We start from the raw sequence: 16481 nt of genomic DNA on the forward strand, positions 1-16481 counted from the left end.
GGGATGGGCGTGAATGATGAATCAGGCAACACAGTCTAAATTACTGTTTAACCAAAAAGAACTGAATCGCTGCCACTCTCGATTACAACAAACACAGGCAGAATTAGAACGATTGCATCCTCATTTTTGTCAAGGAAAAGTAGTCAAAAAAGATGATACTTCTTTGACATTAGGAACAGTATATCGTAGATGGCAACAAGCTCTTGGATTTGCTTTCACGACTCATCCAGAAAGTGTTAAATTTATCTCACAAGGAAAACATTTGTGGACTGTTTTCAAAACAAAGGGAACTCGCAACGCTTTAGCTAAAATTCTTAAGAAGACATCTCAAAAGCTAGATAACGTAACTCATCCAATTGTTGCGATCGCACAAGAAATTCCTTGCAGTGATGATGCCGATTACCAAAAGTGGCTGAATAAAAATTACCCCAGACAGGCAGATTTACGAAAGATGGCTGAAACTGTAGAAGTGTTTAGTTATACACCAATCATCAGCATTATTATGCCAGTCTTCAATACGCCTGAGTGTTTTTTGAAACAAGCAGTAGAATCTGTATTATCGCAGGTGTATCCCTTTTGGGAGTTGTGTATTGCTGATGATTGCTCAACAGAACCATATGTCAAACAAGTCTTAGAAAAATATGCGGCTATAGATCTAAGAATAAAAGTTTCTTTTAGAAAAGAGAATGGTCATATTTCACGGGCTTCTAACTCTGCTATAGAAATTGCCACTGGAGAATTTATTGCTTTACTAGATCATGATGATGTACTGACACCAGATGCATTGTATGAAGTAGCTTTACTACTCAATCGGCATCCAGATGCTGATATGATTTATTCTGATGAAGACAAAGTTGACGAGCATAATAAACTGAAAGAGCCTTTTTTCAAACCAGATTGGTGTCCTGACTCATTTCTGTCTCGGATGTACACTTGTCATCTCGGAGTTTATCGTAAAAGCTTGGTAGACCAAATAGAGCGATTTCGAGAAGGTTATGAGGGTAGCCAAGATTATGATTTAGTTCTAAGGCTAACAGAAAAAACTAATAATATTTTTCATATACCCAAAATCCTTTATCATTGGAGAATTCATTGTGAATCTGCTTCGTGTGTAGCTAATGTCAAACCATATGCTGCTATAGCAGCAGAACGAGCTTTAGCAGATGCCTTGAAACGAAGAGGTGAGCCAGGACGAGTTATACAGGCTGCAAATCTGGTTGGGCATTACGTTGTTCGATATAAAATACTTGACTATAAACTAGTAAGTATCATAATACCTACAAAAGATTTAGCTGATGTTTTGGATAAATGTTTAACATCTATTTTTGAAAAAACAGTTTACCCAAACTATGAAGTCATTGTTATAGATAATGGTAGTAAGGAACAGGAGACAGTAGAAGTACTGGCAAAGTGGCAAAAGAAGTATCCAGATCAATTTAGATGTTTTCCACTTGATATACCATTCAATTTTTCTAAAATTAATAACTATGCTGTAAGTCAAGCAAAAGGCGATTACCTCCTGTTTTTAAATAATGATATAGAGGTTATAACTTCTGATTGGCTTAACGCAATGATTGAACAAGCTCAAAGACCTTCTATAGGCTCTGTAGGAGCTTTGCTTTTATATCCGGATAATACAGTTCAGCACGCTGGTGTAGTAATGGGTATTGGTGGAGTAGCCGGTCATAGTCATAAATATTATCCAGCAGATGCGCCTGGGTACTTTAATCAACTTTCAACTGTCAATAATTATTCGGCTGTAACAGCAGCTTGTTTGATGTGCAGACGTGAAGTGTTTGAAGCAGTAGAAGGCTTTGAAGAGGAACTGTCAGTAGCATTTAATGATGTTGACTTGTGTTTAAAAATTTTTGAAAAAGGTTATAGGAATATTTATCTGCCTCATGTCATACTATATCATTATGAATCTAAAAGCCGAGGTTATGAAGATACACCAGAAAAACAAGCTCGATTTTGTAAAGAGATTGAGTATATGCACAACAAGTGGAGAAAATATATTAAATGCGATCCTTGTTACAATATCAATCTAACTTGTAAACATGAAGATTATAGTCTCAAGATATGAATTATTTAAAATTGGGGAATTGTAAGCAATTGAAAAACCAAGCAAATGATGATGCTATGAAACTTTTATATAAGGAGTAGAGTTAGCTCTGAAAGATGTTGAAGTAAACAATGAATCTCTTCATTAATCACCTTGAATGAAAGATGAAACTTTTATTTCCTAATGAAAAAATTGAAAAACTTAAATATTGGTTGCAAATTAAAGGTACGCTAGGACTTTTAAGATATTTATATCAACGAATAGCATTCTCCTTAAAAGTAAGAAGCGATTATCAAAAATGGGTAGCAAGAAATCGGTTAACAAAGCAAGATATTGCTGCTGCTAAAGAACAAATTGATGGGTGGCTTATCCATCCAAAATTTTCTGTCATTATGCCCGTCTACAATGTAGAGGCGGATTGGTTAAAGAAAGCGATTGAATCTGTGCAAAATCAAATATATCCCTATTGGGAACTTTGTATTGCTGATGATGCCTCTACAAAACCTCATATTCGCCGTGTATTAGATGAATACAGTCAACGCGATTCACGATTGAAAGTTGTTTTTTGCTCAGAAAATAAAGGGATTTCATCGGCTAGTAACTCTGCGTTGGAAATGGCAACTGGAGATTACATTGTTCTTCTAGACCATGATGATGAATTAACTCTTGATGCTCTATTTGAAAACGCTAAACTCATCAACAAGTATCCAGAAGCAGATTTTATATATAGTGATGAAGATAAAATAGATACTAAGGGTTACCGTTTTACACCAAATTTTAAACCAGACTGGTCGCCAGAGTATTTTTATTCCTGTATGTACACCTGTCATCTAGGAGTTTATCGAGCAAAAATTATCCGTGAAATTGGTGGTTTTCGCCGTCAGTATGACGGTTCCCAAGACTATGACTTGGTACTACGAGTTATAGAAAAAACTAAAAACATCTATCATATCCCAAAAATTCTTTACCACTGGCGCAGTATACCTTCATCTGCTGCAGCTGGTTCACAAGCAAAACCTTGGGCTTACACTGCAGCTAAAAAAGCTCTGGAAGCGATGATCGAGCGCAGTCCATATCCTGGGCATGTAGAAGTAACATCAAATCCAGGTATCTATAGAATTCGACGAGATATACTTGGAAATCCTTTGATAAGTATTATTATTCCTGGGAATGGACAAGCAATTGCGACACCTTCTGATTTGCAGGTTCTCATCAGAAATTGTATTTGCAGCATCGAACAGTTAAGTACATATCGAAACTATGAGATTGTTGTAGTAGATGGATTTGATATTGCAGAATCAATTATGGAGGAAATTAAAAGACCCAATTTGCAAATCATTCGCTGTGATAAATTTTTAAAAAAAACTGAGAAAATTAATATAGGAGTTACGAAGGCGAGAGGTCAATTCTTGCTGTTGTTATCTGAAGAAGTAGAAGTGATAACTTCTGACTGGTTAGAGTCAATGCTAGAACTTGCCCAACAAACTGAAATAGGTGCAGTTGGGGCTAAAATATTACTACCAAATCGGAAGATACACCATATTGGAGTGGTTTTTCTTGAAGGTAACTACTATCATCCTTTTAGTGGTTTTGATAGCGAAGCTCCTGGCTACCATTGTTCCAATATCGTTAACAAAAATTGTTTAGCTATCACTGCCGCTTGCCTAATGATAAAAAAAGAACTTTTTCAAGAATTAGGAAGACTTGATGAAAGTTTCTCATCTATAGATGTCAGTCATTTAGATTTGTGTCTCAAAGCTCATCAAATGGGGTATCGTAATGTAATAACGCCCTATGCTCAACTTACTCATTATAAACCTGTTAACTGTAAGAAAAGTCTGCCATCTCAAGAACTTACTTTATTAAATGAGAAATGGAACAACTACTTGAATGAATTAAAAAAAGATCCTTACTATAACTCTAATTTGTCACATCTTTCCAATATTTTTCCATTAGCCTCGATTTCTGATAAATTAAGTAGTTATTGCCCACCCTATATGTAGTTCAATTATGGATATATTGATAGTCCTGCAACAGGAGATAAACCTTTAAAAAATCAAAAAAATAGTAATATTAAACTATCTGGCTGGGCAAGTTTACCTGCAAGACAAGAACAACCGAAGATAGTTTGGTTGTCTTATGGAAGTAATAAATCATATTTCGCAAGTGCTATTGTACAATTAGATAGACCTGATGTATCTAAAGCCTTGAATTCAAGTCTCTATGAGAAATCAGGATGGGAAGCCAATATCTCGTTTCGTTCAATACCAATAGGTGAAACTGTGATTAAAGCTTGGATCTATGAGCCAGATATAAAGCAGTTTGTTAGATTAAACAACAAACCAAAAATTCAAATAGTAGAATGAAGTATGAAGTATGAAACCATTAATAGAGTTACAAATCTAAATTAAATTTTGATAAGTAATAAATAGTTGTAAACTAATAATTTTACTATTTATTAAAATTTTACAATTTTTGTAGATAGTTTTGCTAATATATTTACTTGGCATTATGCCAACATTAGTGACAATTATATATACTTCGTGAAGTGGTAAGTTTAGCTTCTGACAAGAAGTTTCTAAAATTATTGAAATTTCATTATGATTTAGCCGAAATAAACAGATGGGATTGAAAATTTCTAATTTTAGATATTTTTTAAATTGAGGATAAAAAAGTGAGAAATAAAATTAAATACTCTATTGTTATACCAATTTTTAATGAAGAAGAAGTTCTTCCAGAGTTATGGCATAGGCTTTCAAAAGTTTTGAGGCAATTAGAAGGTTTCAGTGAGGTGATATTTGTTAATGACGGTAGTTATGACAACTCTCTTGAAATTTTGAAAAATTTGTGTGTTGACAATCCAGAAATTAAAATTATAAATTTATCAAGAAATTTTGGTCATCAATGTAGTCTTTCAGCAGGTATTGATAATGCTTGTGGAGCAGCAGTCATACTTATGGATGGGGATTTACAAGATGCTCCTGAGGCTATTTTTAGTTTTGTTGACAAGTGGAAAGAAGGCTATGCAGTTGTGTACGCAGTTCGCCAGAAAAGAAAGGAAAAACTATTAAAAAGGATAGCTTTTAACTTATTTTATCGCTTTCAAAGTTTATTTTCTACGTTAAATCTTCCTTTATACGCAGGTATTTTCTCTCTAATGGACAGAAAGGTAATACTTGCCTTACGTTCTATGCCTGAAAGAAATAAATATATCAGTGGTCTAAGAGCTTATGCAGGATTCAAACAGACAGGTGTTTTAGTGGAACGCGGACCAAGATATCGAGGCGAACCCAAAGTATCAATTGTCAAGTTATTCAAGTTAGCATTCGATGGTATATTTTCTTTTTCTACTCTTCCTCTTAGAATAGCTACTTTTTTAGGGCTAATCTCCTCTATTTTTGCATTCTTTTTAGGTTTAATTGGATTATACTTTAAGTTTATTTTAAAACAAGAATTTTTAGATTGGGCATTCGGATTAACGTCAACTTTTTTTATAGGTGGTGTTCAACTATTATTCTTAGGAATTCTTGGCGAGTACATTGGTAGAATTTATGATGAGGTTAAACAAAGACCATACTATATAATTAATGAAAAAATAGGTTTTGAAGAAGAGCAATAACTAAATATAAAATGAATTTGATTCAAAATTACTAAGGGTGAAATATATCTATGGTTTTCAAACGCTCTACAATTCTTTTGTTTATATTGGCAATCTTGCCAACTTTTGTACTTGGAATACTAGTAATTAACTACAGTGTCGATTTTCCGTACTGGGATCAGTGGGCGATCGCCACTCTTTTTGAAAAGATCGAGAATAGTTCTCTTAGTTTTAGTGATTTAATCGCACAGCATAATGAAAGTAGAAAGTTTTTTCCCAGGCTTATATTTATTGCTTTGGGCTATTGGACACATTGGAATGTCAAATATGAAATGTCAATTATCTTTTTTTTAGCTTGTTTAGTATCTATTAATATCTATCTTTTATGTAGAAAAACAGTTCCTGTTAGTGTAGAAAAGAAGCTACTCATAGCAACAGTTTCAAACTTGCTTATATTTAGTCCTATTCAATATGAAAATTGGTTATGGGGAATTCAAATTGTTGTTTTCATTCCTATGCTTTGTTTGACCACTTGTATAGTCGCTGCTTATTCTCATTTGAATATAAAAATAAAATTTTTCATTGTTTGGGGCCTTTGTACAATTGCCACATTCTCCTATGCAAATGGTTTACTCTGTTGGATCTTAGCTATCCCTATCCTAGTATTTAAATCTCGTAATAGCTTGTTGAAAAGAACGAAATGGTTAGTGTTAGTTTCGTTGTTAGCTTTTACCATTAACATAATTACCTATTTTTACAATTATGTTAAGCCAGCACATCATCCTAAATTTACAGAGGCGCTTGCACATCCGTTACAAGCCGTTCATTATTTTTTATCTTTTCTGGGTGCTCCACTTGGTTTTGGTAGTGCCATAGATACTTTAACAGTTACAACTTTAGTAGGCTTTATCTCGCTCGCACTTTTTTCATCAGCATTAGCTTATTTAGTTATTTTAAAAGAAACGATTTTACTAGATTCTTTAGCAGGTTGGATAACTATTGGTTTATATACGATCATTAGTGGATTAATAACTACATCTGGAAGAGTCGGCTTTGGCGTAAGGCAATCACTCGATTCAAGATACACGACATTTTCTGTATACTTGCTTGTTGCATTAATTCACATTTTAGTAATTCTTGTTGAACATCTTAAAAGTCACAAATATTTTAGTAAAATTAAGTATGTGTTTAAAAAAATTGTTCCGTTTCTGTTTGTCATTTTTTTACTTTTGCACCTGCAAACTTCTGTAGAAGCATTTCTGGGAATGAAGAAGACAAGAATTAATAGACTACAGGGTAAGGCATGTTTATTATTTATAAATGTGGTAGAGGAAGAATGTTTGACTCAAAAAGTTACTAGTTATGATGCTCCAAACTTGAAAAAAAGAGCTAATTTACTTGACAGTTTAGGTTTTTTTAGACCTAGTTTAATAAAGAATAGAATTATTGAGGATGCCAAAACAAATAAAGAGGAAGCACAGGATAATTACGGATGGTTTGATAATTTAACTAAGATTAAGCAAGATGTATATGTTGCTTCTGGGTGGGCAATATTACCTCATAGAGGAGAACCTGCTGATTCTGTCATTCTCACTTATAAGGATGTTAATGGAAAATCTAATATATTTGCAATAGTTGATAATATGGGAATTAAAAGGTCAGATGTAGCTAAAGTTTTACATAATGGTGCATTTAAACACTCAGGTTGGCAAACATCATTTTCTTCTGGTGAACTACCAACAGGCTCTACTCAGCTAAATGCATGGGCATTTGATGCTTACACGGGAAATATCTATAAGTTGAACGGTACGAGCACTTTGCAAAATAAGCAGTAAGTGAAATGTAAAATTAAAAGTTAAGCATCGAAATTTACATGAAACCTGATTTATTATTAATGAATGTGAGGTAATTTCTGTGACACTGCAAGAATTTATTTTACTGCTTATGTCAGTCCTAGCTAGTGTTGCAGGTCAGTTTTTCTTAAAAGCAGGAGCAACAAAGTTAGGAAGGGTTAGCATTGATAATGCTATTAATCATATCCTAAGTATTATCACGATACCTGAACTCTTGGTAGGATTAGCTAGCTACGGGCTAGGCGCTTTAGCATACATCCTTCTATTGACTAGAGTAAATCTCAGCATAGCCGGTCCATCTGTATCCCTGGTCTATGTTTTTTCTGTATTATTGGGTTACTTTATATTTAAGGAACACATTCCTATCAGCCGTTTCGTAGGATTAGGTTTAATTATGGCCGGAGTGATATTAGTTGTTTGGCAAAAATAAGTTTGGCCGTTGTTCTATTTTATGACCGAAAGGAATTTATACAATAGAAAGTAAAGCCCGCTTAGGTGGGCTTTACAAAAGATTATAGAATTGGTTTAGTATTAGCCAACTCCCAATCGGCTTTCAGCTCGTCCAAACAGAATGAAGTGTTCAAACCCACTCTTGTATTCTCCTTGAGCAACCGCGCTAGCTACATCTGAGTACCTGGTCAAATAGAAGTTTTCATCGTAAGAAGTACTGGGGCGACGACCCTCTTTTTGTCCAAATAGAGTGTAGTGGTCTAATCCACCTGTCAATATGTCTTGAGCAACAGCACTAGCTACATCTGGATTTTGCATCAAATAATATTGTTCGTCAAATACCTGTGGTAAGAAAGCTCTCCCCTCATATTGTCCATACCGGATGCCATGTTCCACTCCATTCCTCAAATCACCTCGTGTGATACCTGCCACTACATCTGAGTTTGTTGATAGATATTGACTATTGTCAAAAGAACTGATGGGATTTCGCCCCTCAAATATTCCAAAGCGGAGGTAGTGATCGAAGCCGCTCTTGAATGTTCCTTGAGCGACAGCACTATTGACATCTAAGTTATTGGCTAAGTAATAAGCTTCATCAAATTTAAGACTGGGATTGCGTCCTTCTTGTTGTCCAAAGAGCAGGTAGTGTTCAAAGCCACTATCGAATCCCCCTGTTTTGACTGCTGCAAACACATCTTGATTTTGTGCTAAGTAGTAACCTTCGTCAAAGGATAGCATTCTCAAATCTCGATGTTCGTAGGACTTGAACCCAACGTTGACGAAATGCTCAAAACCGCTACGAATTTGCCCACTAGCTAAAGCTGCTGCGACATCTAAGTTCTGGCTTAAGTACAAACTGTTATTAAAGATCGTGCTGGGGTCTCGACCCTCAAACCGTCCAATCTGCTGGAAGTGTTGCAAACCACTGCTGTATTGACCGTTAGCGACAGCAGTCGCTACATCAGGATTATTACTCAGATAATAATCGTTATCAAACAAGAGGTTAACTAGGTCATTACCTCGATTTACCAAAACGCGGAGCTGGTTTTCAAAATTGAAAGACCCTAATAATGCGGGGTCATCATTGTCGAGGATTGTGACGCTGAAGGCATTGTTCTGAGGGCTGAGTTGGGCATTGGTTGGTGTCCCTAATGCGATCGCAACTGTTTTATTAGGTGCAAGTCCCGTATTATCTACAGGTGTTAGGGTAACGTTAGCCGTTTGCTGATTTGGTGAAAAGGTAATAGAAGTAGGAATATTGTAATCCACACCGTTCACGGCTGTACCTGACAAAGTCAGAGGTACACTGACTTCACTTGAAGTTGGGCGATCGAGTTGGGCAGTTATAGTTAAGTTACCATTCTCAGGCACAGTATTCACATTGGTACTTGCAATGTTCACCAAAGGAATGTATGTACCTGCGAGTGTATTCGTTTTAAAGTTGTTAATTTCGTGGACATTAGTTGAGGCTCCCGTTCCAGCTGAAAAACCAAATTTAAAGGTTTGCGGTAAAGGAGCACCGTTTGCTGATTCAGCAGTTACATTAAAATTGGTAATCAGTTGTTCATTGGCATCAAAAACATTATTGTTATTCAGATCCATCTGAACCGACACTAACCCTTCTGGAGTCAGGTCAATCTGAACGTTACGCTTGGAATTAGCGCGAGTTGCACTACTACCAGGGTTATCAATACTAGTGCCTTCTGGCACTGTAGTTCCTGTCAAATATTTGTAATTTGTTGCTTGACTACCTCTAATAGCAACAGAATCTGGAGAAAAACCAGGACCACCCGAACCAGATTCTGGAGCGGAGAAGTTACCAAACTCATCAAAGGCAATACCAATATAACCTCCAACTATGCCGTCTTGAACGGGGTCAGTACTCCTTGAAGAGTAACCAAGGGAACCGCCAACCGCGCCGGCTGTTGTTGGATTTGCACTTCCATCAATTAAGAAGAAACTGATTCCATCTGCACCATTTCCTCCATAGGAGTAGAGATCGAAGTTAATGGAAAGACCGCTAGCTCTGTTGATAGGCTGGTTGTAAATGACAAAAGTACTCTGTAACGGCTCGTTATTCGTCAGCCTCAAAGCACCACTACCTTCCGGATCGATCGCTGGTGCTCCACCAGGTAAACCCCCAACTGGTGCAGGTTCGCTACGAGCCGTCAAGAAGGGGTCAAGAGAGTTTCCAGTGTGACCAAATATCCAAGTCTTTTGGGTAACGTCGCTACCTGTAAAGCTTTCGGTTAAAATATTGTCCATTGTACAGATTCCACCATGAATTCTAGCTACAGTAGTTTTGCTAACGAATAGTTGTCAATTCGGTCTCAGTATTCCTCAATCAGACAAATGTACCTAACAACAGCCTTTTTAGACACGTATTGTAGTACGTCTCTACATATCTAGAAATTTTGCTCGCAGACCAAAACCATAGTCGTGTTGAATTTAGTCTTATTAGTGAAATCACTGAGCCTCTGTGGAGACTGAGATGACAATCCCGATCCAAAACACAACCAAAACTTCTCAGTCAACTGTATAGTTGGCCGAAACCTTTATATAAGACTTAGCTGCCTTCTCAAGTGAAAGAGTCGTGATATCCTTATACGTTGCAAATACTAATTCAGCACCAAATCTTTTTTGTTAGCTTTTTGCAAACAATCTACTGGCAACAAAAACTCAGGCTATATCAAGTAGATATATCCTATGGCTTTTTGTTGCCTATGTAACAATATCACTCTTGTCAATAGCAATACAACCCTATTAATAATAATTTAAACTTCTGTTCCTATTGCCAACCGCACTCCCCAAAACACGATTAGAAACGCGATCGCCAGCCAATCGCGTCTTCCCAATCGTAAGTTGTGCCACTGTACCCGATGTTCGCTAGGACTGGTAAAACCTCTTACCATCATCGCATTCGCCATTTGTTCTGCCCGGAGGAGTAAATTCTCCAAAAGTCTTTCTGCAACCAGCATCCAAACTTTAACTGCTCCTTTTAATCCCAACTTCTTCCAATTAATCGCCCTTGTCATAATAGAACGGACTAAGTTCTGAATTTCTTCTAAAACAAGGGGAATAAACCGCAAAGACAAAGTCAATGTCAAAGTGATTTCGGTAACAGGTATTTTAAACCTTTGCAGTGGTTGCATCAAGTTCTCTATAGCTGCTGTAATTTCCTCTGGTGCCGTTGTTAATAAGTATAAATTTGTACTATAAATTAATGTAAATACCATTGTACTAACACGTATAGCCAAATCTACAGAGTGGCGAGTGGCTCTCACTAGTCCTTTATCAAACAACACGTACTTATATTCCTGCGGCGTGCTTCCCGGTAGAGGTGCTATTGCAGAAGAAGGAGTTGGTTGTGCAGCCACTGCTTGTTGTTTAGTCGGCAAACGTGGATGGTAATTTATACCGTAACCATCAGGGCTAACAGATAAAATAACAAGAACAAAAAAGCACAAAGCTAACAGCCAACCCATTTGCTGTCCCCAAACTCGTCTGGGAATCCGAGCAATTAAAGTTGCCAGAATTAATATGACTACCAGCAGAACGCGCCACAAGTTGTTTGCGTATAAATAGGTTGTGAGAAAACTCATCAACCAAAAAAACTTGACACGCGGGTCTAGTTTGTGCATCCAAGTTTGTGGTTGTTCTAGGTAAAGACCAATTGGAAGCGATCGTAGTAAATCCATTTATTAGTCATTAGTCATTGGTCATTGGTCACTGGTCACTGGTCAGGTGATTACACTCGTGTAGCTCGATTTGCATTAGTGCTTTCAACATCACGAGTTTTCTTGCTGCGCCATAGTATACGAATGGGAGTACCTTGAAAACCCAAATTCTGACGAAATTGTCGCTCAATGTAACGGCGGTAGTTGTCGTTAAAGCGTTTGGCTTCGTTAACAAATAATGCTATTGTAGGCGGCTGAGTACTGACTTGAGTCCCGTAATAAATTCTACCCTGACGACCACCACGAGAAACGGGTGGAGTGTGTCTGTTAAGAGCTTCTTCCAAAACTTCGTTAACAACTGCTGTACTCACACGACGTTTGTGTGATTCAGCTGCCCTATCCACCAATTCTATAATCTTCTCGACCCTTAGCCCAGTCAAAGCACTGACAAAAATAATTTCTGCCCATTCGGTAAAGTGCAGTCGCTCTTCCAAATGTTTTTGGTAATCGTAAATTGTGTAAGAGTCTTTTTCTACGGCATCCCATTTATTGACAACAAGTACACAAGCTCGACCTTCTTCAATAATGCGTCCAGCCAACTTTTGGTCTTGCTCGGTCACTCCATCAATGGCATCTATTACCAATAGAACCACATTAGCGCGACGGATCGCTTTGAAAGCACGGTTAATACTAAAGAATTCCGGACCGTAGTCCACATTTTTCTTTTTGCGAATCCCGGCTGTGTCAATTAAGCGATAAGTTTGCCCGTTGCGTTCAACAACCGTGTCAATAGCATCGCGGGTTGTGCCAGAAATTGGGCTAACGATCGCTCTTTCTTCTCCTACAAAAGCATTTAACAAACTAGATTTGCCGACGTTTGGTCGTCCCACAATTGCGACTTTAATTTCCTCAATTGCCTGGATGTCCTTAGTTTCAGGGAGATAAGTTACGAGTACATCTAGTAAATCCCCTGTACCGCTACCATGAATGGCAGAAACAGCAAAAGGTTCCCCCAATCCCAATTCCCAAAATTCAGCAGCTTGAATTAAGCCGTGTTCTGGAGATTCACATTTATTCACAGCCAGCAGGACAGGAACTGTTTGTTGCCGCAACCACTCGGAAATTTCTTCATCAGCGGGTGTCGGTCCTGTCTGACCATCTACTACAAAGATAGCAACGCTGGCTTCTTGCAAGGCTGCCATGGCCTGTTGGCGAATCAACGGTAAAAATTCCGTGTCGTCATTAAATACCAAACCACCAGTGTCTACAACCAAAAACTCGCGATCGTTCCAGTAAGCATCTTTGTAAGTGCGATCGCGTGTCATACCCGGTTGATCGTGAACAATAGCAGATTGTTCTCCAGCAAGACGATTGACGAAGGTAGATTTGCCCACATTCGGGCGACCAATAATAGCTACGATAGGAAGACGCATAATAATAAGGATGCACTATGCTCCAAATCTTTATTGTAGCCAGCTTAGGTTAAATTGTACGTAAATAGTTGTATTCCCATATGAGGAGTGCGATCGGGTATTATTTTAGGTAAAGCTAATCTAAACGAGTATATGCAAAAGCTTCAAACTGTTGAAGCCATCTATGAAAATGGAGTTTTTCGTCCGCTCAAAGCATTGGATGGTTTAGTAGAGCATTCTCAAGTAAAAATTACCATTGAGTCCGACCAAACTCAATCTCATCCTCTGTTGCAGTTTGCTGGCATTCTTAGTGATGAGGAGGCTATTGAGCTACAACACACAATTGCAAACGAGTTCGGCAAAATTGACCCAAATGTCTGGTGAGAGCGGAAAACTCAGCCCGTCCCCTTAGAAACGTCACCCAATACTTACAGTTTATTGAAGCGTGTACAGTTATCCCGATGGGAAAAGAAACAGCTAGTGTTTATTCCCGTACACGCCTTGCCTTGAAGCGCAAAGGAAGACCTATTCCTGAAAATGATATTTGGATTGCAGCGCAATGCCTTGAAAATGGTTGGAAATTGGCTACAGACGATGAGCATTTCACCTACGTAGACGGACTTGTAGTTGAGCGTCGGTAAGCAAGTGCGCCAGTAGGGTAGTTTATCAAGGTAATCATGTCTGTAATGTGTTTAACACCTAGTAGACCATAATTAACGATTTCCGGATAAATTGGGCGATTACTCCCTTCCCGGTGTAAGATTACTGCTCCTGTTCTTTCTGTTTCTTGGCGTCCTTGGCGTCTTGGCGGTTTTTTAATAGGTAATTTTCTGGCGGAAAGGGAGTAATCATTACAGATGCCCGCATAAAACTCCAAAACCTATATCCGGTAATCGATGATTAAAGCCTACTAGTTTATCATAAACTACAACAGATTTTTCCCCTGCAAGACGATTGCTCCGGGTAAATTCGCATAATGCAGAATGCGCTCGCTCTCTATTCTTATTATTTGAAGTGGGGTTGAGATTGAATATATAGCGCTTTTCAATTGGGTGCAATACATAAAAAAGTTATGGAACCGCAGATGCACGCAGACGAACGCAGATAAATCTGTACTTCATTCAAGTGAGAATCGCTATAGGTACTAAACTCCTGTACAAAAGCTTTGCTTAATTCTTCATATATAAGTTAGTAAAAATCACGATATATAACTTCTTTATACTAAGTTTTTAAGTATATTTTGGGCTATTTGTACAAAGATAGGTTCTCGTTGTTGTGTCATTTTTTCTGATGACATTTTGACTGAATTTTTCAGATAGTGAAAGTCAAATGACATCTACCACAAACAACGAAATGAGCGATACCTCACTTCATAATCTTTTTTGGAATGAACCATCAGATTACATAGGAAATATTTTTGAAAATTTGGTGATAAAACCTTTTACTCAATATCCTAAAAATGAAGCTTGGCAACGGGAAGTTGTGAACTCCTATAATAATAAGAATTTCGATAATATTAAAGCTATTGTAGGACGAGGACAAGCAAACTTTGATGAACCATTTAATGAATTAACACCGTCTGAGAGAGTCTTATTATATTGTTATGATAATATGTACCAACATATTATTAGTCAAATCTATATTTTTAATAAACACAAAAATATATTTGATAAATACATTTTTGATTCTCAGACAAAAATTTTATTTATTGATTTTGGCTGTGGACCACTGAGTTCTGGTTTAGCCCTTGCAATGTATTATGCTAAATCGGCTAAGAGTAATGGTCAATTTATAAAAGTTAATTATATTGGTTTAGATAAAGCAGAATCAATGTTGAAAAAGGCGAGGGAATTTAGTCAATACTCTAATTTATTTCACAGTAATACTTCCAGATTAAACAATCGCAAGAGTAATATAGCAATCCTATTTTATCTTTGAAAAAATAGGATTGCTATATGGTAAAAATTTAACATATTTGATGCGACTTAAGACAGAGTATTACTTAGAATATAAGGCTCTTCAGTACTTGTTATGCTAAAATAACAAGTACTGAAGAGGGAACAGGGAACAGGGAACGGGGAACAGTGAAGAAAGAAACGAAGTTTTCTGTTTGCCTTGCCTGATAACATTTTTGTAAATCTAACAGTTATGGTAAGGAAAAAAGGTATTAAAGCTTTAACGGAAATTCTGGATATAGAAGGGGTAAAAGTCATATCCCATCGGCTTCATGCTGGAATTGGACTTATACTACAAACCGAATCAATTTCTGATTATAGTATTTGCCTACGTTGTGGAACCGTAAGTCATAGATTACATCAAAATCATCGATACATAGTAAAAGACTTACCATTTGGAGAAAAACCAGTTTTTTTAGAAATAAACTTTTATACAATTCAAATGTGAGGTGTGTAAAAAACCTTTTAGTGAAGAATTAGATTTCGTAAGCCGAAAAAGGACATATACAAAAAGATTAGCTCAAAAAATAATACAAGACGTTTTAGAAAACGATATTCACAGTGTTGCATCCAAAGGAATTGTGACGACAGAAGAAATAGAAAGAATGTTAAAAGATGCATCTACAGGATTATCTTCATCAAAACATGACGGATTAAAAAGACTGGGAATTGACGAAATAGCTTTGGTGAAAGGTCATGGAAATTACTGTGCAGTCTTAACAGATTTGGATACATCTAAACCAATTACAATTTTACATGGGCGCACACAAGAAGTCATAAGAGAAATCTTAATTGAATGGGGGAATGATGTTTTAGATAAAATAGAAGAAGTGAGTATAGATTTATGGCAAGGTTATAAAAGTTTAGTGAAAGAATTAATGCCTCATGCACAAGTAGTGGCTGACAGATTTCATGTAATGGTACAGATAAACAAGGAACTAGATACACAAAGAAAGAGAGAAAAAAGTCAAATAGAATCAGTTATAAAAAAAGCGGAATCTCCTCAAGATAAAGCAGACAGTGAAAAAATTTTACAAGGACTTACAAAAAGTAAATATATTTTACTTAAGAATGAAGAAGATCTAAATCAAGTCCAACAAGAGAAATTAATTGAAGTCAAACAAGTTTCTCCTAGTCTAAAAATCATGCATGAATTAAAAGAGGAAATTCGACAAATTTTTGAAACAATAAGTAATTGGGAAGCCGGATTATTTAAACTAGGAACATGGTTATTTAAAGCGAAAAAACATTTTCCTAAGAGCTATAACACAATACTTCGTTGGCTAGATGAGATCGTTGCTTACTTTGATAATAGGACAACAAGCGGAGTTGTAGAAGGTATTAATAACAAACTCAAGCTCATCAAACGCGCTGCTTATGGTTTTAGAAATTTTGACAACTTTCGAATTCGGTGCCTATTAACTTGGCATTTCAATTGCTAACTAAACATTGATGAATTTTGATAATCTTGAGG

Annotated in this window: 11 protein-coding genes and 1 pseudogene; 9 read left to right on the forward strand and 3 right to left on the reverse strand. The window is 36.7% G+C overall.

The features are described 5' to 3' along the window. The first annotated feature begins 13 nt into the window (after nt 1–13). The 5 genes from WA1_RS34335 to WA1_RS34360 all read left to right on the forward strand — a co-directional run bounded on the left by WA1_RS34335 (nt 14) and on the right by WA1_RS34360 (nt 7943). On the forward strand, nt 14–2083 hold the full coding sequence (locus WA1_RS34335) for a glycosyltransferase family 2 protein (RefSeq protein WP_148662823.1): 2070 nt from the start codon (nt 14–16) through the stop codon (nt 2081–2083). Nucleotides 2084–2226: 143 nt separating this feature from the next. Next, nucleotides 2227–4065, forward strand: coding sequence for a glycosyltransferase family 2 protein (locus WA1_RS34340; protein WP_017743508.1), 1839 nt, complete (start codon nt 2227–2229; stop codon nt 4063–4065). A gap of 671 nt (nt 4066–4736) precedes the next feature. Beyond that, nucleotides 4737–5681, forward strand: coding sequence for a glycosyltransferase family 2 protein (locus WA1_RS34350; RefSeq protein ID WP_017743506.1), 945 nt, complete (start codon nt 4737–4739; stop codon nt 5679–5681). Nucleotides 5682–5731: 50 nt separating this feature from the next. Continuing rightward, nucleotides 5732–7495, forward strand: a complete 1764-nt coding sequence (locus tag WA1_RS34355) for a hypothetical protein (RefSeq protein WP_017743505.1) — start codon at nt 5732–5734, stop codon at nt 7493–7495. 79 nt (nt 7496–7574) lie between these two features. Then, nucleotides 7575–7943: an EamA family transporter gene (locus WA1_RS34360; protein ID WP_017743504.1), complete on the forward strand. Its 369-nt coding sequence runs from the start codon at nt 7575–7577 to the stop codon at nt 7941–7943. Between the two features lie 101 nt (nt 7944–8044). On the opposite strand, the gene WA1_RS34365 is transcribed toward WA1_RS34360, so the two are convergent. From WA1_RS34365 to der, 3 genes are all read right to left on the reverse strand, one after another. Further along, nucleotides 8045–10228, reverse strand: a complete 2184-nt coding sequence (locus WA1_RS34365; RefSeq protein WP_017743503.1) for a lectin-like domain-containing protein — start codon at nt 10226–10228, stop codon at nt 8045–8047. Between the two features lie 509 nt (nt 10229–10737). After that, nucleotides 10738–11661 (reverse strand): energy-coupling factor transporter transmembrane component T family protein, encoded by a 924-nt coding sequence (locus tag WA1_RS34370; protein WP_017743502.1) that lies wholly within the window; start codon nt 11659–11661, stop codon nt 10738–10740. 50 nt (nt 11662–11711) lie between these two features. Further along, a complete protein-coding gene (gene der / locus WA1_RS34375) occupies nt 11712–13073 on the reverse strand; it encodes a ribosome biogenesis GTPase Der (RefSeq protein WP_017743501.1) in 1362 nt (453 codons plus the stop codon). A gap of 132 nt (nt 13074–13205) precedes the next feature. Here der and WA1_RS34380 point away from each other — a divergent pair, with 132 nt between their 5' ends. From WA1_RS34380 to WA1_RS34395, 4 genes and pseudogenes are all read left to right on the forward strand, one after another. Continuing rightward, entirely contained in the window at nt 13206–13436 is a 231-nt protein-coding gene (locus WA1_RS34380; RefSeq protein WP_017743500.1) for an antitoxin family protein, read from the forward strand. Further along, complete coding sequence (locus WA1_RS34385) at nt 13433–13693, forward strand: PIN domain-containing protein (protein ID WP_017743499.1); 261 nt, start codon at nt 13433–13435, stop codon at nt 13691–13693. Before WA1_RS34380 ends, WA1_RS34385 begins: the two co-directional genes overlap by 4 nt. A 688-nt stretch (nt 13694–14381) precedes the next feature. Further along, nucleotides 14382–14990 (forward strand): class I SAM-dependent methyltransferase, encoded by a 609-nt coding sequence (locus WA1_RS34390; protein WP_017743497.1) that lies wholly within the window; start codon nt 14382–14384, stop codon nt 14988–14990. A 210-nt stretch (nt 14991–15200) separates the two neighbouring features. Beyond that, a pseudogene (locus WA1_RS34395) lies at nt 15201–16449 on the forward strand (ISL3 family transposase). The last annotated feature ends 32 nt before the right edge of the window (nt 16450–16481 follow it).

This window comes from Scytonema hofmannii PCC 7110 (genome assembly GCF_000346485.2).
Lineage (GTDB): Bacteria > Cyanobacteriota > Cyanobacteriia > Cyanobacteriales > Nostocaceae > Scytonema > Scytonema hofmannii.

Coding starts and splice junctions, on each gene's coding strand:
- WA1_RS34335 (WP_148662823.1), top strand. CDS start 14: ATGATGAATCAGGCAACACAGTCTAAATTACTGTTTAACCAAAAAGAA.
- WA1_RS34340 (WP_017743508.1), top strand. CDS start 2,227: ATGAAACTTTTATTTCCTAATGAAAAAATTGAAAAACTTAAATATTGG.
- WA1_RS34355 (WP_017743505.1), top strand. CDS start 5,732: ATGGTTTTCAAACGCTCTACAATTCTTTTGTTTATATTGGCAATCTTG.
- WA1_RS34365 (WP_017743503.1), bottom strand. CDS start 10,228: ATGGACAATATTTTAACCGAAAGCTTTACAGGTAGCGACGTTACCCAA.
- WA1_RS34370 (WP_017743502.1), bottom strand. CDS start 11,661: ATGGATTTACTACGATCGCTTCCAATTGGTCTTTACCTAGAACAACCA.
- der (WP_017743501.1), bottom strand. CDS start 13,073: ATGCGTCTTCCTATCGTAGCTATTATTGGTCGCCCGAATGTGGGCAAA.
- WA1_RS34380 (WP_017743500.1), top strand. CDS start 13,206: ATGCAAAAGCTTCAAACTGTTGAAGCCATCTATGAAAATGGAGTTTTT.
- WA1_RS34390 (WP_017743497.1), top strand. CDS start 14,382: ATGACATCTACCACAAACAACGAAATGAGCGATACCTCACTTCATAAT.